This is a genomic window from Acerihabitans sp. TG2 (genome assembly GCF_035013185.1).
In the GTDB taxonomy this organism is placed as follows: Bacteria; Pseudomonadota; Gammaproteobacteria; order Enterobacterales; family Enterobacteriaceae; genus Acerihabitans.
This window is the reverse complement of record NZ_JAYGJO010000021.1, coordinates 21695-43944: the sequence shown is the minus strand read 5'-3', so window position 1 is coordinate 43944 and position 22250 is coordinate 21695. Positions and strand designations below refer to the sequence as shown.

23 protein-coding genes and 1 riboswitch are annotated in these 22250 nt (G+C 51.5%); of the genes, 18 read left to right on the top strand and 5 right to left on the bottom strand.

From position 1 onward, the window contains the following. The first annotated feature begins 268 nt into the window (after window positions 1-268). From SJI19_RS17230 to SJI19_RS17215, 4 genes are all read left to right on the top strand, one after another. Entirely contained in the window at window positions 269-1165 is an 897-nt protein-coding gene (locus tag SJI19_RS17230) for an amino acid ABC transporter substrate-binding protein (protein ID WP_323479508.1), read from the top strand. Between the two features lie 357 nt (window positions 1166-1522). Next, window positions 1523-2263 (top strand): amino acid ABC transporter permease, encoded by a 741-nt coding sequence (locus SJI19_RS17225; RefSeq protein ID WP_323479507.1) that lies wholly within the window; start codon window positions 1523-1525, stop codon window positions 2261-2263. Beyond that, window positions 2263-2940, top strand: a complete 678-nt coding sequence (gene gltK, locus SJI19_RS17220) for a glutamate/aspartate ABC transporter permease GltK (protein ID WP_323479555.1) — start codon at window positions 2263-2265, stop codon at window positions 2938-2940. The genes SJI19_RS17225 and gltK overlap by 1 nt, the downstream gene beginning before the upstream one ends. After that, window positions 2937-3662: an amino acid ABC transporter ATP-binding protein gene (locus SJI19_RS17215; RefSeq protein ID WP_323479506.1), complete on the top strand. Its 726-nt coding sequence runs from the start codon at window positions 2937-2939 to the stop codon at window positions 3660-3662. The genes gltK and SJI19_RS17215 overlap by 4 nt, the downstream gene beginning before the upstream one ends. A 104-nt stretch (window positions 3663-3766) precedes the next feature. On the opposite strand, the gene SJI19_RS17210 is transcribed toward SJI19_RS17215, so the two are convergent. Then, entirely contained in the window at window positions 3767-4246 is a 480-nt protein-coding gene (locus tag SJI19_RS17210) for a zinc ribbon-containing protein (protein ID WP_323479505.1), read from the bottom strand. 342 nt (window positions 4247-4588) lie between these two features. Between SJI19_RS17210 and leuS the strand changes: the two genes are divergently transcribed. From leuS to lipA, 13 genes are all read left to right on the top strand, one after another. Further along, a complete protein-coding gene (gene leuS, locus SJI19_RS17205) occupies window positions 4589-7171 on the top strand; it encodes a leucine--tRNA ligase (protein WP_323479504.1) in 2583 nt (860 codons plus the stop codon). Between the two features lie 14 nt (window positions 7172-7185). Continuing rightward, entirely contained in the window at window positions 7186-7752 is a 567-nt protein-coding gene (lptE, locus tag SJI19_RS17200; RefSeq protein WP_323479503.1) for an LPS assembly lipoprotein LptE, read from the top strand. Then, the gene (gene holA, locus SJI19_RS17195; protein WP_323479502.1) at window positions 7749-8786 is read left to right on the top strand and encodes a DNA polymerase III subunit delta; all 1038 of its coding nucleotides are present in this window, start codon (window positions 7749-7751) and stop codon (window positions 8784-8786) included. Before lptE ends, holA begins: the two co-directional genes overlap by 4 nt. Next, entirely contained in the window at window positions 8783-9457 is a 675-nt protein-coding gene (gene nadD / locus SJI19_RS17190; protein ID WP_323479501.1) for a nicotinate-nucleotide adenylyltransferase, read from the top strand. Before holA ends, nadD begins: the two co-directional genes overlap by 4 nt. Window positions 9458-9618: 161 nt before the next feature. Continuing rightward, window positions 9619-9936 carry a ribosome silencing factor gene (rsfS, locus tag SJI19_RS17185; protein WP_323479500.1) on the top strand — a complete coding sequence of 106 codons (318 nt, stop codon included), beginning with the start codon at window positions 9619-9621 and terminating at the stop codon, window positions 9934-9936. A 3-nt stretch (window positions 9937-9939) separates the two neighbouring features. Further along, window positions 9940-10410, top strand: coding sequence for a 23S rRNA (pseudouridine(1915)-N(3))-methyltransferase RlmH (rlmH, locus tag SJI19_RS17180; protein ID WP_323479499.1), 471 nt, complete (start codon window positions 9940-9942; stop codon window positions 10408-10410). A gap of 37 nt (window positions 10411-10447) precedes the next feature. Beyond that, a complete protein-coding gene (mrdA, locus tag SJI19_RS17175; protein WP_323479498.1) occupies window positions 10448-12352 on the top strand; it encodes a peptidoglycan DD-transpeptidase MrdA in 1905 nt (634 codons plus the stop codon). Window positions 12353-12357: 5 nt separating this feature from the next. Next, window positions 12358-13470: a peptidoglycan glycosyltransferase MrdB gene (gene mrdB / locus SJI19_RS17170; protein ID WP_323479497.1), complete on the top strand. Its 1113-nt coding sequence runs from the start codon at window positions 12358-12360 to the stop codon at window positions 13468-13470. A gap of 9 nt (window positions 13471-13479) precedes the next feature. Continuing rightward, the gene (gene rlpA, locus SJI19_RS17165) at window positions 13480-14661 is read left to right on the top strand and encodes an endolytic peptidoglycan transglycosylase RlpA (RefSeq protein ID WP_323479496.1); all 1182 of its coding nucleotides are present in this window, start codon (window positions 13480-13482) and stop codon (window positions 14659-14661) included. Between the two features lie 334 nt (window positions 14662-14995). Next, window positions 14996-16207: a D-alanyl-D-alanine carboxypeptidase DacA gene (gene dacA, locus SJI19_RS17160; RefSeq protein WP_323479495.1), complete on the top strand. Its 1212-nt coding sequence runs from the start codon at window positions 14996-14998 to the stop codon at window positions 16205-16207. 186 nt (window positions 16208-16393) lie between these two features. Next, window positions 16394-16657 carry a DUF493 family protein YbeD gene (gene ybeD, locus SJI19_RS17155; protein WP_323479494.1) on the top strand — a complete coding sequence of 88 codons (264 nt, stop codon included), beginning with the start codon at window positions 16394-16396 and terminating at the stop codon, window positions 16655-16657. 15 nt (window positions 16658-16672) lie between these two features. After that, on the top strand, window positions 16673-17341 hold the full coding sequence (gene lipB, locus SJI19_RS17150; protein WP_323479493.1) for a lipoyl(octanoyl) transferase LipB: 669 nt from the start codon (window positions 16673-16675) through the stop codon (window positions 17339-17341). Window positions 17342-17508: 167 nt separating this feature from the next. Then, window positions 17509-18474 (top strand): lipoyl synthase, encoded by a 966-nt coding sequence (gene lipA, locus SJI19_RS17145; RefSeq protein ID WP_323479492.1) that lies wholly within the window; start codon window positions 17509-17511, stop codon window positions 18472-18474. A 194-nt stretch (window positions 18475-18668) separates the two neighbouring features. Here lipA and tatE read toward each other — a convergent pair whose 3' ends face one another. Both tatE and SJI19_RS17135 read right to left on the bottom strand, forming a co-directional pair. Then, window positions 18669-18875, bottom strand: coding sequence for a twin-arginine translocase subunit TatE (tatE, locus tag SJI19_RS17140; protein ID WP_323479491.1), 207 nt, complete (start codon window positions 18873-18875; stop codon window positions 18669-18671). Between the two features lie 154 nt (window positions 18876-19029). After that, window positions 19030-19824, bottom strand: a complete 795-nt coding sequence (locus tag SJI19_RS17135) for a deaminated glutathione amidase (RefSeq protein WP_323479554.1) — start codon at window positions 19822-19824, stop codon at window positions 19030-19032. A 154-nt stretch (window positions 19825-19978) separates the two neighbouring features. Further along, a riboswitch (Fluoride riboswitch) is annotated at window positions 19979-20041 on the top strand. Between the two features lie 75 nt (window positions 20042-20116). Here SJI19_RS17135 and crcB point away from each other — a divergent pair. After that, window positions 20117-20509 (top strand): fluoride efflux transporter CrcB, encoded by a 393-nt coding sequence (gene crcB / locus SJI19_RS17130; RefSeq protein WP_323479490.1) that lies wholly within the window; start codon window positions 20117-20119, stop codon window positions 20507-20509. A gap of 64 nt (window positions 20510-20573) precedes the next feature. On the opposite strand, the gene cspE is transcribed toward crcB, so the two are convergent. Both cspE and SJI19_RS17120 read right to left on the bottom strand, forming a co-directional pair. Continuing rightward, window positions 20574-20786, bottom strand: coding sequence for a transcription antiterminator/RNA stability regulator CspE (cspE, locus tag SJI19_RS17125; RefSeq protein WP_323479489.1), 213 nt, complete (start codon window positions 20784-20786; stop codon window positions 20574-20576). 144 nt (window positions 20787-20930) lie between these two features. Further along, window positions 20931-21695: a DUF481 domain-containing protein gene (locus tag SJI19_RS17120; RefSeq protein WP_323479488.1), complete on the bottom strand. Its 765-nt coding sequence runs from the start codon at window positions 21693-21695 to the stop codon at window positions 20931-20933. Window positions 21696-22250: the final 555 nt, after the last annotated feature.

Below are 22250 nucleotides of genomic sequence, written 5' to 3'. Positions count from 1 at the left end.
TTTGCCGCGCTGTTTGCACACGCATCGCTCCGTTTTGGTGCATATGTAGCACTGTTATTGTGCATACCAGGGTTAAATGTCATCTATTGGTGCGCTGCAACTCACAGAACGCAAACTTTTTCACTTCAAATTATTTACATTCGACTACTTTTTTAACACGACCCATTCTGATTTTACGCTTTAGGTTGGATCCAAAGCTTAACGTGATACTCATAATTGCGGTGCGCTTATCCCTTGAGCATCGCAGTGACAGCAAAGGAGATGGAAGATGCAAATACGCAAATTGGCTTTATCTTTATTGGTTCTGAGCATGGCCAGCAGTATGGCTCATGCCGAAGATCTGACCGGCACTCTCAAGAAAATCAAAGATAACGGTGTGATCGTAGTAGGTCACCGGGAATCGTCGGTTCCATTTTCCTATTATGACAATCAGCAAAAAGTGGTGGGTTATTCCCAAGCTTATTCAAATGCTATTGTAGATGCTATCAAGAAAAAAATTGATGCGCCTAATCTGCAGGTTAAATATCTGCCGATCACCTCGCAAAACCGTATCCCGCTGCTGCAAAACGGCACCTATGATTTTGAATGTGGATCAACAACCAATAACCTTGAGCGCCAGCAACAGGTCGCGTTCTCCAATACTCTGTTTATCATTGGTACCCGTCTTGCGGTAAAAAAAGGCAGTGACATTAAAGACTTTGCCGACCTGGCCGGTAAAACCGTGGTGGTGACGGCTGGCACCACCTCCGAAGTGTTGCTGCATAAACTCAATGACGAAAAGCACATGAATATGCGCATTATCGCCACTAAAGACCACGGTGACTCGTTCCGTACGTTGGAAACCGGGCGTGCAGTGGCCTTTATGATGGATGATGCGTTACTGGCGGGCGAACGTGCCAAGTCGAAAAATCCTGCTGAGTGGGCTATTGTCGGCACTCCCCAGTCAAAAGAAGCTTACGGCTGCATGATGCGTAAAGACGATCCGCAGTTTAAGACGCTGGTGGATGACACTATTGCTTCCATACAAACGTCGGGCGAAGCGGCAAAATGGTACGACACCTGGTTTAAACAACCTATTCCGCCAAAGAATCTGAATATGAATTTCGATATGTCCGATGACGTCAAACAATTGTTCAAAGCCCCCAACGATAAAGCCGTTAACTAGGTTGGATTTATACCCTAAATAATATGAGTTGCACTAAAGCGGCGACACAGTGAATTCTCAGCCACTGAGCGAAGTGGTTGAGATAGACCAGGACAATTCTGCCAAGCAGATTTGATCCCAACCTGTCGTGGCCCCGTTAGGGGTGAAGCTCAGAAAAGGGCCGAGTATTCGCACCTACAGCGAGAAGTATGACGGGTATAGCCTAATAACAGTAAGGGTAGGTTGAACACCCCGACCCTTCGATTGACCCAGGCCAAGAGAGTCAGATGCGACGCAGTCGTGGTCTGCGGCATGGCGGATTTAGGCCTTTATCTGTTTTCAGGGTAGCGATGCTACCCTTTTTTACCGGAGTTTTTTATGTCAATAGATTGGAATTGGGGCATTTTTTTTGAAGCCGCCCCATTTGGCAATACGACGTATCTCGGCTGGATTTGGTCGGGATTCAAAGTGACCGTTGCCGTTTCCGCTTGCGCCTGGATTATCGCCTTGCTGGTCGGTTCACTCTTTGGCGTGCTGCGCACGGTGCCAAACCGTTTCCTCTCCGGTTTAGGTACCTGTTATGTCGAATTATTCCGTAACGTACCTTTAATTGTGCAATTTTTTATTTGGTATTTGGTGGTACCGGAGCTGTTACCTACCAATATTGGCATGTGGTTTAAATCGCAATTAAATCCGAACATCCAATTTTTTGTGTCATCGATGATTTGCCTGGGGTTGTTTACCGCCGCCCGTGTTTGCGAGCAAGTACGCGCCGGTATCCAGTCGTTACCTTCAGGTCAGCAGGCCGCTGGCCTGGCTATGGGACTCACGTTGCCCCAAACCTACCGGTACGTATTGTTGCCTAATGCCTATCGCGTTATCGTGCCGCCAATGACGTCTGAAATGCTTAACCTGGTGAAAAACTCCGCAGTGGCGTCCACTATCGGTCTGGTGGATATGGCGGCACAGGCCGGCAGGCTGTTGGATTACTCAGCCCATGCCTATGAATCATTCACTGCCATCACCGTCGGTTATCTCATCATTAACGCTGTAATAATGTTCTTTATGCATTTGGTTGAGCGCAAGGTTCGTTTGCCCGGTCATGTGGGAGGTAAATGATGTACCAATTTGACTGGAGTTCGGTGATTCCCAGCCTACCCTATATGCTGCAGGGCATGGCTGTCACCTTGAAAATCACGATTACCGCCGTATTTTTCGGCATTATTTGGGGCACGCTACTGGCGGTGATGCGCTTATCACCACTACGGCCTATTAGCTGGTTTGCCAAACTTTACGTAAACCTGTTCCGCTCGGTGCCATTATTGATGGTACTGCTATGGTTTTACCTGGTGGTGCCCAGTTTTTTGCAAAAAGTCCTGGGGCTATCGCCCAAAACCGATATCCGCCTGATTTCCGCCATGGTGGCCTTTGCGCTATTTGAAGCCGCTTATTATTCGGAAATTATCCGCGCAGGCATCATCAGTATCTCCCGGGGACAGGGTGCCGCCGCACTGGCCTTGGGTATGACCCCTTGGCAATCTATGCAATTGGTTGTGCTGCCGCAGGCGTTTCGCGCCATGGTACCGCTACTGCTGACACAGGGTATTGTACTGTTCCAAGATACATCATTGGTTTATGTATTAAGCCTAGCGGACTTTTTCCGTGCTGCCTCGACCGTGGGGGAACGAGACGGAACCCAGGTTGAGATGATCCTGTTCGCCGGCGCGGTTTATTTTGTGATGAGTCTCAGCGCTTCGCTGCTGGTGAATTATTTGAAAAAAAGGACGGTTAGATGATTTCCCTGAAAAATATTTCGAAATGGTATGGCCATTTTCAGGTTCTAAATGATTGTTCGACGGAGGTGGAAACCGGCGAAGTCGTGGTGGTATGCGGTCCGTCTGGATCGGGGAAGTCCACCCTAATCAAAACCGTCAACGGACTGGAGCCCATCCAGCGCGGGCAAATTATGGTCAACGATATTATCGTCAATGACAAAAACACTAACCTGGCCCAACTGCGGGCTAAAGTGGGGATGGTATTTCAACATTTTGAACTGTTCCCACACTTATCCATCATTGATAATCTGACGCTGGCACAGGTAAAAGTCCTTAAGCGCAATAAAGACGCCTCACGCGATAAGGGTCTTAAGCTCCTGGAGCGGGTTGGCTTATCCGTTCAGGCCAATAAATATCCCGGCCAGTTATCCGGCGGACAGCAACAGCGCGTCGCCATTGCACGCGCATTGTGTATGGATCCGGTGGCCATGTTGTTTGATGAACCCACCTCGGCTCTCGACCCAGAAATGATTAACGAAGTGCTGGACGTAATGGTGGAACTGGCGCAGGACGGTATGACCATGATGGTGGTGACGCATGAGATGGGTTTTGCCCGCAAAGTGGCCAACCGGGTGATCTTCATGGATGAAGGCAAAATCGTTGAGGACACGCATAAAGAGGCATTCTTCCAGCATCCGCAAACCGATCGCGCTCGGGATTTCCTGGCCAAAATATTACATTAACCCCCGATGATCATCCGCCTGGCCCGTGCGGGCCAGCGATCTTAGACGTAGGGCACGTGGCGATGCACGCCACGCGCGATGCTAACGAAGCTTGGGTCAGACCGCTAGTCGAACGGCTGGCGCTGAAACTGGTCAAAGCCACATTCCGGGCATAGCTGCAGGACTTCCGGCGTGTAAAACGCCAGCGAGTGGTGACAACGTTCACAGACCAAATTGCCTAAACCCACCACCTCGCCGCTGGTATACACCCCGTGATGGCTCACATCCTTGAACACTTCGCGCCACTCCAACTGTGTTTTATCAGTAATGTCCGCCAGTTCCTGCCACAGACTTTCCTTGATCACCCGGGTAAAAACACTGTCTGTATTGGTAACATGACTTTCTTGATAACTGAGGGCAAATTCTTCCAAATCGCGCCGCACCGCATGTATCACGTTGGTCACTTCTTCAGCAGTAAGATCGCCGGTAGCCTGTAGGCGTTTACGTGCACCGTCAACCAACACATCAATATCCCTCTCGCCCTGCTCCAATTGTTGGCTTAGCGAGGCCACGAATTTACGGTAATATTGCGCAACCTTGTCCATTATCTTCTCCTGAAATTCGACGGCATGACCCACAATGGCCTACCCAACGCCGCATTATGGATATCGTACTGATTATTTTAGTCTAAAAAGGAGATCTCACCCGCCATTAGACTCGGTGCAACGGAATAAATAGGCCTGATCCGGCCGATTGGGGGTATAAATACGCGAGTGGGCATCGCAGAGTGTTGTTGCCAGCGTTGCTTATCAGCTATGCTATGCGGATCTTTTACTTATAATCGCTCGATACCCCACTCAGGTACGTAATGCGAGCGCATACCCAAACGATTTCACATTGCAAGAAGACGGGTATAGCTATATTCACTTAAAGGACCACTGGCTGCCATGCAAGAGCAATATCGCCCGGAAGAGATAGAATCCAACGTCCAGCTTCACTGGCAAGATCGTCAAACATTTAAAGTCACCGAGGATGCCGGTAAGGAAAAATACTATTGCCTGTCCATGTTGCCTTATCCCTCGGGTCGCCTACATATGGGCCACGTGCGCAACTACACCATCGGCGATGTGATCTCTCGCTACCAGCGCATGCTGGGAAAAAATGTGTTGCAGCCTATCGGCTGGGATGCATTTGGCCTGCCGGCTGAAGGCGCTGCGGTAAAAAACAAGACCGCCCCCGCCCCGTGGACCTATGCCAATATCGATTACATGAAGACTCAGCTTAAGCTGTTGGGCTTCGGTTTTGACTGGGATCGTGAAGTCACCACCTGCCGGCCAGATTATTACCGCTGGGAACAGTGGTTTTTTGCCCGCTTATATGAAAAAGGCCTGGTCTATAAAAAGACCTCGGCGGTGAACTGGTGTCCTCATGACCAAACCGTGCTGGCTAATGAACAGGTTATTGACGGCGGCTGCTGGCGCTGTGGCACCAAGGTTGAGCGCAAGGAGATCCCTCAGTGGTTCGTGAAAATCACCGCTTATGCCGATCAACTGCTCTACGGGCTGGATAAACTTGAGCACTGGCCAGAGCAGGTAAAAACCATGCAGCGCAACTGGATCGGCCGCTCTGAAGGGGTGGAAATCCGCTTCGACGTAGCCAACAGCGATCAGACACTGTCGGTCTATACCACCCGTCCCGATACGTTTATGGGCGTCACCTACGTGGCCGTCGCCGCTGGCCATCCGCTGTCCGTGCAAGCCGCCGCTGGCAACCCCGCCCTGGCCAATTTTATCGCTGAATGCCGCAATACTAAAGTGGCCGAGGCTGAAATGGCGACCATGGAGAAGAGCGGTATGGATACCGGTCTGTTCGCCATCCATCCGTTAACCGGAGCTCCGGTGCCCATTTGGGTCGCCAACTTTGTGCTGATGGAATATGGCACCGGCGCAGTGATGGCGGTACCCGGCCACGACCAGCGCGACTGGGAATTCGCCACCAAGTACGGTCTGACGATTAAACCGGTGATCCTGTCCGTCGACGGCACAGCACCGGATCTGACGCATCAGGCCATGACAGAAAAAGGTGTGCTGTTTAACTCGGGTGAATTCGATGGCCTGGAACACACCGCTGGATTCAACGCCATCGCCGACAAGCTGGTGGCCACCGGTGTGGGCGAACGTAAGGTGAATTACCGTCTGCGCGATTGGGGCGTATCACGCCAGCGTTATTGGGGAGCACCAATCCCCATGGTGACGCTGGAAGATGGCACCGTCATTCCGACTCCAGACGACCAGTTACCCGTACTGTTGCCGGAAGATGTGATCATGGATGGTATTACCAGTCCGATCAAAGCCGATCCCGAATGGGCGAAAACCACCGTTAACGGCCGACCGGCGCTGCGTGAAACCGATACGTTCGATACGTTTATGGAATCATCCTGGTACTACGCGCGCTACACCTGTCCACACTATGATCAGGGCATGCTGGATCCCGCCGCCGCCAACTACTGGCTGCCGGTGGATCAATATGTTGGCGGCATCGAGCATGCCATCATGCACCTGATGTATTTCCGTTTTTATCATAAACTGATGCGCGACGCCGGTCTGGTAACCTCTGATGAACCGGCCAAACGCCTGCTGTGCCAGGGAATGGTGCTGGCGGATGCCTTTTTTTACCTCGGCGACGGCGGCGAACAAATTTGGGTTTCGCCGGCGGATGTCGAGGTAGCGCGGGATGAAAAAGGCCGTATCACCAAAGCCACCGATACCACAGGTCGTGAACTGATTTATGCCGGCATGAGCAAAATGTCAAAATCGAAAAACAACGGCATCGACCCGCAGATTATGGTGAAAAAATACGGTGCCGATACCGTCAGGCTGTTTATGATGTTCGCCTCGCCGGCTGAAATGACGCTGGAGTGGCAAGAAACCGGCGTTGAGGGAGCCAACCGCTTCCTGAAACGCGTCTGGAAACTGGTATTTGACCATACGTCCCAAGGCCCAGCCGGGAAATTGGATGCGGGTACGCTGAACGATGCACAAAAATCCGTGCGTCGAGAGCTGCACAAAACCATCGCCAAAGTGACTGATGATATCGGTCGCCGCCAGACCTTCAATACCGCCATCGCCGCGATTATGGAGTTGATGAACAAACTGGCCAGGGTGTCGCAATCAACGGTGCAGGATCGTGCCTTGCTGCAAGAAGCCTTACTGGCGGTGGTGCGGATGCTTTATCCGTTTACCCCACACGCCAGCTTTGAGTTGTGGCACGCCCTGGGCGGCGAAGGGGATATTGATAACGCGCCATGGCCGGTAACCGATGACTCGGCGATGATTGAAGATGCCAAGCTGGTGGTGATACAAGTCAATGGTAAACTGCGCGGCAGGATCACCGTACCCGCCGATGCTGATGAAGCGCTGGTGCGTGAACGCGCCATGCAGGAACATTTGGTGGCGAAACATCTTGAAGGGGTCCAGATACGTAAAGTGATTTATGTACCGGGAAAATTGCTTAATCTGGTTGCGAGTTAAGCCAAGGAGACGTTGTGCATCATCGTACTATAGCGTTGCTGCTGGGGTTCGCGGTACTGGTTACCGCGGGCTGTGGTTATCATCTGCGCGGCACCACAAGCGTGCCAAAAGAATTAAAAACGTTAACCTTAAACAGTTACGATCCCTATGGACCTCTGACCCGCTCGGTGCGTGAACAGCTGCGTCTAAGCGATGTCACTGTTGTCAAGGACAAGGATCCACGCAGTAAAAAACTGCCATCGTTGCGTATCACCGGCTCGTCTGAGGGCCGACAAACCATTTCGATATTCCGGGATGGTAAAACTGCCGAATATCAATTAGTGCTTGAGGTCAATGCCCAAGTGCTGATTCCGGGTAAGGATCTGTTTCCTATTACTATCCGGGTATTCCGTTCGTTCTTTGATAACCCGCTTACCGCGCTGGCAAAGGATAACGAAGGCGATATTATCCGCCAGGAACTGCGTGAGCAGGCTGCACAACAGCTCGTGCGCAAGCTGGTGGCGGTGCAGACTGCCGAGGAAGACAGCAGCGCCGTTGACGCAAAACTGGGGATTAAACCGGCGGTTCAGGAAATACAATGATCAGGCTTTACCCCGAGCAATTGGGCGCGCAACTGCAAGAGGGGCTGCGCGCCTGTTATCTCTTGTTCGGCAATGATCCCCTACTGCTGCAGGAAAGTCAGGATAAGATACGCCACCAAGCTGAATCGCAGCAGTTTAGCGAACATTTCACCCGGTCCCTTGACGCGTCTACGGACTGGGATGAAATTTTCAGTCTATGCCAAGCGATGAGCCTGTTCGCCAATCGCCAGACGCTGCAGTTAATCTTGCCGGAAAATGGCGTCAGTGCACCAATAGGTGAAAAACTGCTGCAGCTGTCCACGTTGCTGCATGCGGATCTGCTACTCATCCTGCGTGGAACCAAACTCACCCGGGGCCAGGAAAATAGCGCCTGGTTCAAAGCCCTTGGCCGCGACGCGGCGCTGGTCACCTGCACGACACCTGAACAGGCGCAACTGCCGCGCTGGGTGGCTGCGCGCGCCAAAATCATGGGGCTTACGCTTGACGATGCGGCCAATCAGCTGTTGTGTTATTGCTATGAGGGCAACCTACTGGCATTGTCCCAGGCGCTGGAACGATTATCGCTGATTTACCCCGATGGCAGTCTAACCTTGCCTCGGGTGGAAACATCAGTCAATGATGCAGCCCACTTTACCCCCTTTCATTGGGTTGATGCGCTGCTGGCGGCCAAGGGTAAACGAGCCGGACATATTCTTCGACAACTGCGCCAAGAAGCGTGCGAACCGGTGATCCTGTTGCGTACCGTGCAACGTGAAGTCCTGATGCTGCTGACCTTGCAACGACAAACGTCGTCAGTGCCGCTGCGCACCTTGTTCGATCAGCATAAGGTTTGGCAAAATCGCCGTTCATTGCTGACCCTGGCATTACAACATCTGTCACCCCGGCAACTCCACCAGGCGGTGGCGTTAATGACCCGAATGGAAATTACGCTAAAACAGGACTACGGTTATCCGGTTTGGACCGATTTTGATGCCCTGTCGCTGCTATTGTGTAACAAAATGGATGATAGTGTCCTGTTTGAGACCCTGGAATGACTACAATCATCACCTCACCCCGAGAGAATGCGCTGGCCGCATTGTTCGGCGGAACATTTGATCCGATACATTACGGACATATTAAACCGGTAATAGCCCTTGCCGGTTTGGTCGGTTTACAACGCGTAACCTTGCTGCCCAATAACGTGCCTCCCCATCGCCCACAGCCTGAAGCCACTGCGCTACAGCGGCTGACCATGGTCCAGTTGGCCATCGACGATGTTGGGAGTTCACTGTTAGATATAGACGATCGGGAGCTTCGACGCGCCAACCCCTCCTGGACCGTAGAAACCTTTGAAACACTACGCCGCGAACGGGGGGCAAACGCACCCTTGGGTTTTATTATCGGACAGGATTCGCTGCTCAGCCTGCCGCAGTGGCACCGGGGACTGGAGTTACTGGATATCTGCCATCTACTGGTTTGCGCTAGACCGGGATATGGCGCTACTATGGCTACCCCGGCGCTGCAATCCTGGTTAGAAGCCAGGCTGACGCGCGATGCGCGCCAGCTACACCGACAACCTGCCGGACTTATCTATCTGGCGCAAACGCCACTGCTGGATATTTCGGCCTCCTCAATCCGCGAGCGCCGCCACGCCGGCAGGCGGTGCGATGATATGATCTCACCATCAGTACAACGTTATATTGACGAACAGGGTTTATATCGCTAGTGTGCGGCCCATGCTATACTGCGCCGCTTATTTCTTCGGTTGAGACGCCTGCGGCGGAATAGCCTGAACAATTCCGGTGGTGCTCATTCAGTCCGCTAACCCACATATATTTGCGTGGACATCCCAGTCCGCGCATGCAAAGCATACCGAAGGAGGAATCTTTGCAAGGTAACATGCTCAAAGAGTTCGTCATTGATAAAATTGATGATTTGAAAGGCCAGGATATTATTTCCATCGACGTACGCGGCAAATCCAGCATTACGGATTGCATGGTGATCTGCACCGGCACCTCTAGTCGTCATGTGATGTCCATTGCCGATCACGTTGTACAGGAATCCCGTACTGCCGGAATGATGCCTTTAGGTGTCGAAGGTGAAAAAGTCGCCGATTGGATCGTGGTCGATTTAGGTGATGTCATTGTACACGTTATGCAGGCGGACAGCCGCCAGCTTTATGAATTGGAAAAGCTCTGGAGTTAGCCGGTGAGACTTCAGCTGATTGCTGTAGGCACCCGCATGCCGGAGTGGGTGCAATCCGGATTTATGGATTATCTGCGTCGTTTTCCAAAAGATATGCCGTTGGAATTAATTGAAATCCCTGCCGGTAAACGGGGAAAGAATGCTGACATAACACGTATTCTGGAAAAAGAGGGTGAACAGATGCTGGCTGCCGTTGGCAAAGCTAACCGCATCGTGACGCTGGATATTCCCGGCATCCCTTGGCAGACACCGATGCTAGCGCAACAGTTGGAGCGCTGGAAGCAGGACGGGCGCGATGTCAGCTTGCTGATCGGTGGTCCGGAAGGGCTGGCACCAGCATGTAAAGCGGCGGCTGAGCAAAGCTGGTCGTTATCGCCGTTAACTTTACCTCACCCTTTAGTTCGGGTGTTAGTCGCGGAGAGCCTGTATCGTGCCTGGAGTATTACTACTAATCATCCTTATCACCGGGAATAAACCGGTGAAGATATACAGAGTGAAATAATCCCGCGGAATGAAAATAGATCATAACCCCTTTCGCGACTATTCAGCTGAATCGGCACTGTTTGTTCGCCGGGCACTGGTGGCGTTTATCGGTATCCTGGCGTTGAGCGGAGTGCTGGTCGCTAACCTGTATCATCTGCAGATCACCCGTTTCGAAGACTATCGCACACGTTCCAACGATAACCGCATCAAGCTGGTGCCCATCGCACCGAGCCGCGGCATCATCTATGATCGCAACGGTATACCGCTGGCGCTAAACCGCACCATATACCAGCTCGAACTGGTACCGGAAAAAGTAGATGATTTAGCGGCCACCATCAAAGCACTGACACCCATTGTCGATCTTACCGACGAGGATATAACCAACTTCCAAAAAGAGCGTAAGCGCTCGCGCCGGTTTACCTCACTGCCGCTAAAAGTTGGCCTGACCGAAGTTCAACTGGCGCGTTTCGCGGTGAATCAATTCAGGTTTCCCGGCGTGGAAGTGAAAGGTTACCAGCGGCGATATTATCCGTATGGCTCGGCGTTAACCCATGTGATTGGCTATGTATCCAAGATCAATGATAGGGACGTGGAGCGGCTTGATAAGGAAGGTATACTGGCCAACTATGCCGCCACCAACGATATCGGCAAATTGGGTATCGAACGCTACTATGAGAATACCCTGCATGGTAAAACCGGTTATGAAGAGGTGGAAGTCAATAACCGCGGTCGGGTGATACGCCAGCTCCACGAGCAACCTCCCCAGGCCGGCAAGGATATTTACCTGACGCTGGACCTGCAACTGCAAATCTACATTGAAAAACTACTGGTCGGTAGCCGATCTGCGGTCGTGGTAAGCGATCCGCGTAACGGCGGGATCCTCGCATTGGTGTCCAACCCCAGTTACGATCCCAACCCGTTTGTCGATGGAATTTCCTCAAAGAATTACCGCAGCCTGTTACAGAATCCGGATCGGCCACTGATCAACCGCGCCACTCAGGGGGTTTATCCTCCGGCCTCCACGGTAAAACCCTATATCGCGGTATCGGCCCTGACGCAGGGAACCATCACACGTAGTTTTACCCTGTTCGACCCCGGCTGGTGGCAATTGCCGGGTACGGAAAAACGCTATCGCGATTGGAAAAAATGGGGCCATGGCAAGCTCAATGTTACCAAGGCGCTGGAGGAGTCGGCGGATACTTTTTTCTATCAGGTCGCCTACGATATGGGAATCGACAAGCTATCGGAATGGATGTCCAAATTTGGCTACGGCTCCTATACCGGCATCGATCTCTCTGAAGAACGTGCCGGCGTGATGCCAACACGGGAATGGAAGCTTAAACGCTTTAAAAAACCTTGGTACCTGGGCGATACCATACCGGTAGGTATCGGTCAAGGCTACTGGACGGCCACGCCAATCCAAATGGACAAAGCGCTGATGTCGCTGATAAACGATGGTGCGGTGCGGATACCACATTTGCTCGATAGCACACGGGAAAACGGCAAGTTGGTTCCTTACTCTCCGCCGGTACGTACCCAAATTGGCGATCCACATTCGGGTTATTGGGACGTCGCCAAGGATGGTATGTATGGCGTAGCCAATCGCAACAACGGTACCGCACGGAAAAGTTTTGCTGACGCCCCCTATAAAGTGGCGGCCAAGTCCGGTACTGCTCAGGTCTTCGGGTTGAAAGCCAACGAGGTGTATAACGCGCATAAGATCGCCGAACGCCTGCGCGACCATAAACTGATGACGGCTTACGCCCCCTATGACAAACCCACTGTGGCGGTCGTGGTTATCCTGGAAAACGGCGGTGTAGGTCCGTCTGTGGGCACGATTACCCGCCAGATCCTGGACCATATTATGCTGGGTGACAATAAAACCGATTTACCGGCCGAGCAACCCGCTCCTCCCGGCGTTGAGGGTGATTAACTATCATGACCGATAATCAGCAAAACGGCACGTTTTGGAATAAGCTCCATATCGACTTACCCTTTCTTTTTCTTATCACGCTGCTATTAGTCTATAGCGCCATAGTGATGTGGAGCGCCAGCGGTCAGGACGTCGGTATGATGGAGCGCAAAATCGGCCAGATACTCATGGGGCTGATGGTGATGTTGGTGCTGGCGCAGGTTCCGCCCAGAGTCTATGAGGCATGGGCACCTTATCTCTATATTGTTAGCATAATATTACTGGTGGCAGTGGATGCCTTCGGCCAGGTCAGTAAGGGTGCGCAGCGTTGGCTGGATTTGGGTTTTGTGCGTTTTCAGCCCTCGGAGATAGCAAAAATCGCGGTGCCGCTGATGGTGGCACGTTTTATCAACCGGGACAGTTGCCCCCCTTCACTAAAGAATACCGCTATCGCCCTGCTACTGATTTTCCTGCCCACGTTGTTGGTGGCGGCACAGCCCGACCTTGGCACCGCTATTCTTATTGCGGCATCGGGGTTGTTTGTCCTGTTCTTGTCGGGCATGAGCTGGAAGCTGATTGGCGTGGCGGCGTTGCTGGTGGCCGCCTTTATACCGATCCTCTGGTTTTTCCTGATGCATGATTACCAGCGTGATCGCGTCATGATGTTACTCAATCCCGAAACCGATCCTCTAGGTGCCGGATATCATATTATCCAGTCCAAAATCGCTATTGGCTCCGGGGGACTAAGCGGCAAAGGTTGGCTGCACGGCACGCAATCTCAATTAGAGTTTTTGCCGGAGCGGCATACCGACTTTATTTTCGCCGTGTTGGCTGAAGAACTCGGTCTGATTGGCGTTCTGGTGCTATTAGGTCTATACCTGTGCGTGATTACGCGCGGTCTATTGATCGCCGCCAGGGCGCAAACGACCTTTGGGCGGGTCATGGCGGGCGGTTTAATGCTGATTCTATTCGTTTATGTCTTCGTGAATATCGGCATGGTAAGTGGTATCTTACCGGTGGTCGGCGTCCCGCTACCCTTGGTCAGTTATGGCGGATCAGCGTTAATTGTGCTGATGGCGGGGTTTGGTATCGTAATGTCGATACATACTCATCGGAAAATGTTGTCTAAAAATTTATAGAGGTGAGCGATGCGTAAGGAATGGTATTGGGTCGGCGTCATGGTGCTGTCACTCACCGCATGTAACACCACGGAAAACACCCCGGCGCAAACAACATCGGCCGCGCCCTATAACGGGCCGGTAGTGGAAATCAGTGGTGTCCAACCGCGCTATGAACCTTATAACCCGGCTACCAGCCAGGATTATGAGGTCAACGGTAACACCTACCACATCGTTAAAGACCCGCAAAATTTCTCGCAAACCGGGCTTGCCAGCACCTATAGCTCGGAAATCAGCGGCAACAAAACCGCAATTGGCGAGACGTTTGATGCCGGCACACTCAGTGCCGCGCATCCGACATTGCCGTTGCCAAGCTATGTGCGGGTAACCAATTTGAGTAACGGTCGCCAGTTAGTGGTCCGGGTCAATGATCGCGGTCCTTACGTGCCCGGCCGTATTATTGATCTCTCCAGTGCCGCTGCTGATCGGCTGAATATCTCCAACAACACCAAGGTGCGGGTAGACTTTATTCAGGTTGCGCCGGACGGCACGCTATCGGGACCGGGTACCGTTGGTACTGTGGTGGCCAAGCAGAGCTACGCCCTGCCGTCCCGACCCACGTTAGACACTGGTGGCATGGGCACACCGGAGCTGCAGTCGGCACCGACGCCAAATAGCGAGTCGGTACGCCCGGTGGCCGATCCATCGCCACAACCGTCAGCCTTGGATGACGACGCAGCACCGGTACCCGCCCCAAGCGACACCCAGACTCGTCGTGGCGGTTTTCTCGGTGCTCCGTCGGCGCTGCCGGCAGGGGTGATTGAAAGCAGTCAGCCCACGACCACGGTTTCACAACCCCCCCCTTCACCGGCGGTGGTTCACGCTACACCGGCCCATACCGTGCCGCCTACGGGGGTTCACTCCAGCCCGAACCGCGCGGTGGCACCCGCGGTGGTGGCCTCTACCGCCGCCGTTTCAGCTTCCGGCCACTATATGGTACAAGTCGGTGCACTGGGTGACAAACAGCGTGCACTGACCTGGCAAAAAACCCTAAGCCAGCATTTCGGCGTACCGGGCAAAGTCTCCACCAACGGTAGCCTGTTTCGGGTACAGCTAGGGCCGTTCGCTTCCAAGCAGCAGGCGAGCACCTTGCAGCAACGTTTACTCAGTGACAAGCAGCAACAATCCTTTATTACCACGGCGACGAACTGATATACCCGTCATACGTCAAGCCACAGGTAGCTTAGCTGCGCCCGCTCACCTGGTCACATAGTCATCTCTGCTGCCAGGAATTGATGAACATCATCTTGAGGTTCACCCTGCGGACCTGCGCGAGGGCTGTACAAATCTGTTGCTGACAGATTTGTCACGGGTTTGCCGCCTGGCGGCAATTCGAATTATTTAAGGTATATTTTCACGGCCACGCTGAAACATTATTAAAAGGTTAACCCACATTAGGTAACGGATTGCCTAATGTGACGCTTTTTTAGTTCTGCTATAGTGTGGCACGATTTCAACTTACTCCTACGGATGCTATTGTCCTGACATGAATAAAGTAATGAGCCACCTTTTATTCAAGCGCTTAGTTTTAAGCACTTTTATCGCGCTAATTCCCTTATCTTATAGCCATGCTGAAGATGTCAATATCAAGACGATGATCCCCGGCGTGCCGCAAATTGATGCTGAAGCCTATTACCTGGTTGACTATAATTCCGGCAAAGTGCTGGCAGAGCAGAATGCTGACGCTCGCCGTGACCCCGCTAGCCTGACCAAAATGATGACCAGTTATGTCATCGGCCAGGCCATCAAATCGGGCAAGATCACGCCGAACGATATTGTCACGGTAAATAAAGACGCATGGGCGACCGGCAATCCGGTATTCAAAGGCTCGTCACTGATGTTTCTCAAACCCGGGGATAAGGTGCCGGTTTCGGAACTTAACCGCGGCATTATTCTGCAATCAGGCAATGATGCCTGTGTCGCCATGGCCGATTATGTTGCGGGTAGTCAAGACGCATTTGTCAGTCTGATGAACAACTACGTCAAGGCGCTGGGCCTGGCCAACACACATTTTGAAACCGTCCATGGTCTGGATGCGCCGGGCCAATTCAGCTCCGCCCATGATATGGCAATGATTGGTAAAGCGCTTATTCGTGATGTTCCGAATGAGTACGCCACCTATAAAGAAAAAGAGTTTACCTACAATAATATCCGCCAGATGAACCGCAATGGATTACTGTGGGATACCAACCTGCATGTGGACGGTATCAAAACTGGCCATACCAGTTCTGCGGGATACAACCTGGTCGCGTCAGCCACCGAAGGCCAAATGCGCCTGGTTTCCGCTGTGATGGGTGGGCATTCAGCCAAGGGACGCGAAAATGAATCCCGTAAGCTCTTGACGTGGGGTTTTCGCTTTTTCGAAACCGTGGAGCCACTTAAAGCCGGCAAAGACTTTGCCACTGAACCGGTATGGTTTGGCGATACCGACAGCGTAAAACTGGGAGTTGATGCCGACGTCTATCTGACCATCCCCCGCGGTCGGATGAAAGATCTAAAAGCCAGCTACACGCTTAACAACCAAGAGCTGCATGCACCTTTGGCCAAGGGCCAGCAGGTGGGTACGATTAATTTCCAGCTCGATGGCAAGACCATAGATCAACGCCCGCTGGTAGTATTAAACGAAGTGCCGAAAGGCAATATCTTCAGCCGTTTGGTTGATTATATTAAACTGATGTTCCATCATTGGTTCGCCTAGTGCTAAATAGTGAAGCATAGTGAAGCATAGTGCAGCATAGTGAAGCATAGTGCAGCCGATGCTTGTCAGGGGTAAACCCACCCCCCTATAATACCCCATCCATCATCACTCCCGCCCAGGCGGGAGTGATCTTTACGGCCCCGCAATCCTCACCAAGCCCGGGTCCGCAAGTTATCCGGAGCGCTAATGAAAACCAAACTTAATGAACTGCTCGAATTTCCCTGTGAGTTCACTTATAAAGTGATGGGCATGGCCGGCCCGGAACTGGTCGATCAAGTGGTCGAAGTCATACAACGCCATGCCCCCGGTGATTATAGCCCGCAGGTCAAACCCAGTAGCAAAGGCAACTACCAGGCAGTATCCATCACCATTACCGCAACGCATATCGAGCAAGTTGAAACGCTGTATGAGGAATTGGGCAATATTGAACGGGTTCGCATGGTTCTCTAAGCCGGAGGTTCACAGGTGCCACACGATATACTGATCATTCGCCAGCTTGGATTGCAACCGTACAGCACGGTTTCCCAGGCCATGCATAATTTTACCGACCAACGGCACGCCGACACGGCGGATGAAATCTGGCTGGTCCAGCATCCGCAGGTATTTACCCAAGGCCAGGCGGGTAAAGCCGAACATATCCTCGCACCCGGCAATATTCCGGTGATCCAGAGCGATCGCGGTGGCCAGGTTACGTTCCATGGCCCCGGGCAACAGATTATGTACGTGCTGCTGAACCTCAAACGTCGTAAACTCGGCGTCAGACAACTGGTCACGCTACTCGAACAAACCGTGGTGACCACACTCAGGCACTTTGCGATCGACGCCCGTGCTCGCGCCGACGCGCCGGGGGTTTATGTGGGCGACGATAAAATTTGCTCGTTGGGATTACGCATTCGCAAGGGCTGCTCATTCCATGGACTGGCGCTGAATATCGAGATGGACCTTGAACCCTTCCTGCGTATCAATCCTTGTGGCTACGCCGGCCTGCGGATGACTCAGGTCAGCGCGTTACGCCCAGGCACCGGTCTGAACGACGTGACTCCAGTACTGGTGACGGCGCTGCTCGATTTACTGGGTAACCCACCACATCAGCCATTACCCTGGCACGCAGAGGATTATTCAGTTCAACCGTGAAGCGATCCGCCAGTGAAGCTTTAGTAATAATCGCTTTTTTGGGCTGAAAAGCGCAGAGTAAACATGTTATAATTTTTGATGTTTTATCAAATATATTGAACAATCACGTAACAAAGTGAAGGCATTCAGCTTCATTTTGTCCAATTCGGGACAGGACCAGCAAGCTTATGAGCAAACCGATACAAATGGAACGCGGGGTTAAATACCGCGACGCCGATAAAATGGCTTTGATACCCATCAAAACCGTGGCGGTTGAGCGTCAAGATATATTGCGCAAACCTGAATGGATGAAGATCAAACTGCCGTCGGATTCCACGCGTATTCAAGGGATCAAGGCTGCAATGCGTAAAAACGGCCTGCACTCGGTATGTGAAGAGGCATCCTGTCCCAATCTGTCCGAATGTTTTAATCACGGCACCGCCACCTTTATGATCCTCGGCGCCATTTGTACTCGCCGTTGCCCGTTCTGCGACGTTGCCCATGGCCGCCCCAATGCTCCCGATGCCAATGAGCCGGAAAAACTGGCCCAGACCATCGCCGATATGGAGCTGCGTTACGTCGTGATAACCTCGGTAGATCGCGACGATTTACGTGACGGCGGCGCCCAGCATTTTGCCGACTGCGTCAGCGCCATCCGTCTCAAGAGTCCTTCAATTAAAATTGAGACCCTGGTACCGGATTTTCGTGGTCGAATGGATCGGGCCTTGGAGATTATCAACAGCGCACCGCCCGATGTATTTAACCACAATCTGGAAAATGTACCGCGGATTTACCGTCAGGTGCGCCCAGGAGCCGACTATGCATGGTCGCTGAAATTACTTGAGCGTTTCAAGCAAGACAATCCTGAATTGCCAACCAAATCCGGGCTAATGGTGGGACTCGGGGAAACCAACGACGAAATCGTCGAGGTCATGCGCGACCTACGCCGGCACGGTGTAACCATGTTAACACTGGGGCAGTACTTACAACCGAGTCGCCATCATTTGGCAGTAAAACGCTATGTTAGTCCGCAAGAGTTTGATGATATGAAAGGCGAAGCGCTGGCTATGGGCTTTACCCATGCCGCCTGCGGCCCGTTTGTCCGTTCGTCGTACCACGCAGATCTGCAGGCAAAAGGAATTGAAGTTAAATAACCATTAACACATTTAGTTACATGTTTACGGCGGTGCAGCAAAAAAGGATGGTGTTATTGACCATCCTTTTTTTATTTAGCCATTTCTCGCTATAGTCGTAACGAACCTGTGCGGGGCACCTTCACACCCCATCGCCAGATAAATCCGTTGATATTACAAGCCCAGCAGCAAGTCCAACGGACAGAGCAGCAAAACTAGTCTTTGTGTTCTGTAATCTTTGGCGCTAGCGCATCGTCAGTTTGCGTTTTCTGAACTGGGGCATCATCACTGGCCATGGCCTTTTTAAAACCCTTGATGGCCGCACCCAAGTCACCACCGAGGCTACGCAATTTATTGGTGCCAAACAGCAGCACGATTAAGGCGCCGATGACTAACAGTTTGGTAATGCTTAAACCTTCCATACTCACCTTCTTGATTAACGCTTGCTGATAAAAACAGCGGTTATTAACATTTACCGCTTTTTACCGCGATTCCCTCAGCATTACAAACGATATCTGTAACACTTTTACCTGCCGCGCCCGGAATTGAGCCAATGCATCGGTCAAATCAGCCTCGTCACTTGGTAAACAACTGCGGCGTGGCAAAACAGCGATTGTCCAGAACCGGCAATACGCGTCTGGCATGGGCTACACGCTCAGCGTCAAGTTCAACAAATATCAGTGCGGGAGCCTCGGCCGCACGGGCTATAGCCACGCCCAGCGGATCCACCACCATGCTATTACCAATACTGCGCTCGCCACACTCCCCCACCGCCACCAGATAACAGGTGTTCTCCAGTGCCCGTGCAGTGACCAGTACGTCCCAATGCATTTCCTTTAACGGCCCTTTGACCCATGCAGCGGGCAGAACCAGTACCTGCGCGCCATCCAGGGCTAGCCGGCGGGCCAATTCGGGAAAACGCACATCATAACAGGTCATCATCCCCACCTTCATTCCCGCCACCTCCACTAAAGGTGGCACGTCGTGACCCGGGGACACATTTTTGGATTCCTGCATGGCAAAGGCATCGTAAAGATGTAGCTTGCGATACTGAGCGATAATCTCACTATTACGTATCGCTATTAGCACGTTGAACGCTCGCCCATCGCCGGTTGGCGTATGGATACTCATCATCGTCGTCAGGTTTGTGCCAGCGCTGGCGGCGAGCAACCGGCTAACAAAGGGGCCATCCAAAGGCTGCGCCGCTTTTAGCACCAGATCGGGGTCGGCAATATCCCGCGCCAAAATACCCTCCGGCAATACCAGCAAATCAGCCCCGCCCTTCTGGGCGCGCACCATAAGATCGAGGCAAGTGGTCAAATTGACTTCCCAGTCCCGGTCTACGGCAAATTGTCCTAATGCGACTTTCATCATCGATTCTCCTGTTCATTATGGTTATGGAAGACAGCAACAGCCGCTCACTTGTATGATCGCGCATAAAACCACCCAAGAATATACCTTGCCAACACGCTACGACTAACCTACCAAAATGACGACACTTTGCGTTAAGCCAAAATATTGTATAATGATTATAGGAGATGGCATTCCTCCTTTAACCGCCGTTTTGGCTGATGATGTCTACGTGATCCTGCTTGGCAAGGGGAACGTGGCATCATGTTCGCCTTTCTGAGTTTTTGTCTCTTATTTAAAGCGAAAGGTTTTTATGTTTAACTTATTTTCGGCGGTCTTTATCGGTGGTGGGCTTGGCAGTGTGCTACGTTGGTTCATTAGTCTGAAGTTAAGTGGCAGCGGTCTGCCTATCCCTATCGGTACGTTGACAGTTAATCTCATCGGGGCATTTATTATTGGCCTGTTCCTGGCGCTGTTTATGCGCACAACGCATATCGATCCTGCCTGGAAATTGCTTATTACTACGGGATTTTGCGGCGGATTAACCACCTTTTCCACCTTTTCCGCTGAAGCGGTTACCATGATGATGGGTGGACAAATGCTGTGGGCAGGGCTGAATATTGTGCTGAACCTTGTAGGTTCGCTAGCCATGACGATGTTAGCCATGGGGCTGGTGAATCTGTTTGGTCCCCCGGTTATACTGTAAGACAACCGGCAATCCAGCGCAAAAAAAACCCGCCTTAAGCGGGTTTTTCAGAGACCTGGCTATGCTATTGTATAGCTATAACGTCAGCGGCTGAAGGGCCTTTGGCGCCGTTAGTGATTTCAAATTCCACACGTTGACCTTCTGCCAACGTTTTGAAACCATTACTCTGAATGGCGGAGAAATGAACGAAAACGTCTTTGCTGCCATCTTCAGGAGTAATGAAACCGAACCCTTTAGATTCATTGAACCACTTAACGCTACCTTTAATCTTAGACATCAAACTTACCTTTCTATAAATGATAGACACAAATTCTGTGTCGGGTACTAGTACAGCAATTGGTAAGCTCTTTGTCCAGTGTAAGATCGTTAAAACGTGACAAATTAGGCTAAAATAATATTTTAGCCTAAAATCACTCGGTAATTACAGGCCGTACACCAGCGAAACAGCCGTTTTAGTATCGGTATGTTTAGGCGCAGTAGACGGTGTATTACTGTTGTAGGTGACGTCATAGGTCACTTTCAACGAGAAATGGTTGTTGATTTTCACGTTCAAACCCGTCTCGGAGTTAGCCGTCAAATCATTATTACCCAGCAACGAGACACCTTGGATAAACTCTGTAGAGTCGGTCAGTTGATAGGAATAAGACGCTGCTGCGTAGGCCAAGGCTTTGGTCTGCCGTCCACCATCTGAGAACTCATCGTGACGAACGCCAGGACCGGCTTCCAACCGCAAGCGGGCAACCGGGCCACTTAAAACCTGACGACCGTAACCGGCGGTTAGCGTGGAGCGCGAGCGATAACCATTATAACGGTCACTCAACCAACTGCCTTGGGTAAACAGAAAGTTATTAGCATCCATATTATGGCGGGCACGGGCACCGGCTTGGTATTTTTCTGCCGAGCGTTCATCATTGGTCGAGTTATTGGTTGCTTCCCCCCAAATGCTGTACGCATTGGTTGGCTGAAACCAAGTCATGGTGCTACTGGCAGCAAGCGCGGAACTGGTGGAGTTGCCGTGCTGGGCATTGTAGCTACCGAGGACATTGCCATCGAAACTTTTCTTTGCGGTGGACGGATCATCTAACGCGGTGAAGATATCGGTATCAGCAAAAGTCGAAAAACTAGCCAGGGACATTCCCAGGATAGCTAAAAGCGATACTGCCCGAGAGCGGCCATTGCGTAACATAGTTTGCCTATAAAATAATTTTGGGGTTATTAAACAAGTGAAAATAGAACGGCTGTTAGTGTAGCGAATCGGGACAGGCGGTGTACTGGTAATTTTTTGTAATATTGGTAACAAGATTTAATAAATCATACTGTTCTGCGCCACTGTATTGCTACGCATCGAGGGATAAATTAAAAATACTGTTTTTTTTCAATGATTTTTTAAGACACGTTTGATAAAAAACACTCATCTTTTCCCGCAAAAAACCTTACAAGCCTCAAAAAACACATTTTAAGATTATTCTGAAAATTGTGTTTGATACTACGATGATCGAAACCTTGAACTATGACTGCTTTATAGCCACCGCTAGCGGTATGGACATAAACACGGCTCAGGGTAAATTTAACATTATATTAACCGGGTGATGAAATAGGCCAACCCAATCCAAAAGAGACTGCTTAACAGGAATGTTCCCATCCAAGCCTGATGTCTGGTTATACTCATTTCCGAGGAATCCTATATAAATACATTCACGGCTGATAGTATAAAAAACATTCAATAGCACGATCATTGGAT

Excerpts from the sequence above, each read along its gene's own strand:
- SJI19_RS17230 (WP_323479508.1), top strand. The coding sequence starts at position 269 with ATGCAAATACGCAAATTGGCTTTATCTTTATTGGTTCTGAGCATGGCC.
- SJI19_RS17225 (WP_323479507.1), top strand. The coding sequence starts at position 1,523 with ATGTCAATAGATTGGAATTGGGGCATTTTTTTTGAAGCCGCCCCATTT.
- gltK (WP_323479555.1), top strand. The coding sequence starts at position 2,263 with ATGTACCAATTTGACTGGAGTTCGGTGATTCCCAGCCTACCCTATATG.
- SJI19_RS17215 (WP_323479506.1), top strand. The coding sequence starts at position 2,937 with ATGATTTCCCTGAAAAATATTTCGAAATGGTATGGCCATTTTCAGGTT.
- SJI19_RS17210 (WP_323479505.1), bottom strand. The coding sequence starts at position 4,246 with ATGGACAAGGTTGCGCAATATTACCGTAAATTCGTGGCCTCGCTAAGC.
- leuS (WP_323479504.1), top strand. The coding sequence starts at position 4,589 with ATGCAAGAGCAATATCGCCCGGAAGAGATAGAATCCAACGTCCAGCTT.
- holA (WP_323479502.1), top strand. The coding sequence starts at position 7,749 with ATGATCAGGCTTTACCCCGAGCAATTGGGCGCGCAACTGCAAGAGGGG.
- nadD (WP_323479501.1), top strand. The coding sequence starts at position 8,783 with ATGACTACAATCATCACCTCACCCCGAGAGAATGCGCTGGCCGCATTG.
- mrdA (WP_323479498.1), top strand. The coding sequence starts at position 10,448 with ATGAAAATAGATCATAACCCCTTTCGCGACTATTCAGCTGAATCGGCA.
- mrdB (WP_323479497.1), top strand. The coding sequence starts at position 12,358 with ATGACCGATAATCAGCAAAACGGCACGTTTTGGAATAAGCTCCATATC.
- rlpA (WP_323479496.1), top strand. The coding sequence starts at position 13,480 with ATGCGTAAGGAATGGTATTGGGTCGGCGTCATGGTGCTGTCACTCACC.
- dacA (WP_323479495.1), top strand. The coding sequence starts at position 14,996 with ATGAATAAAGTAATGAGCCACCTTTTATTCAAGCGCTTAGTTTTAAGC.
- ybeD (WP_323479494.1), top strand. The coding sequence starts at position 16,394 with ATGAAAACCAAACTTAATGAACTGCTCGAATTTCCCTGTGAGTTCACT.
- lipA (WP_323479492.1), top strand. The coding sequence starts at position 17,509 with ATGAGCAAACCGATACAAATGGAACGCGGGGTTAAATACCGCGACGCC.
- tatE (WP_323479491.1), bottom strand. The coding sequence starts at position 18,875 with ATGGAAGGTTTAAGCATTACCAAACTGTTAGTCATCGGCGCCTTAATC.
- SJI19_RS17135 (WP_323479554.1), bottom strand. The coding sequence starts at position 19,824 with ATGAAAGTCGCATTAGGACAATTTGCCGTAGACCGGGACTGGGAAGTC.
- crcB (WP_323479490.1), top strand. The coding sequence starts at position 20,117 with ATGTTTAACTTATTTTCGGCGGTCTTTATCGGTGGTGGGCTTGGCAGT.
- cspE (WP_323479489.1), bottom strand. The coding sequence starts at position 20,786 with ATGTCTAAGATTAAAGGTAGCGTTAAGTGGTTCAATGAATCTAAAGGG.
- SJI19_RS17120 (WP_323479488.1), bottom strand. The coding sequence starts at position 21,695 with ATGTTACGCAATGGCCGCTCTCGGGCAGTATCGCTTTTAGCTATCCTG.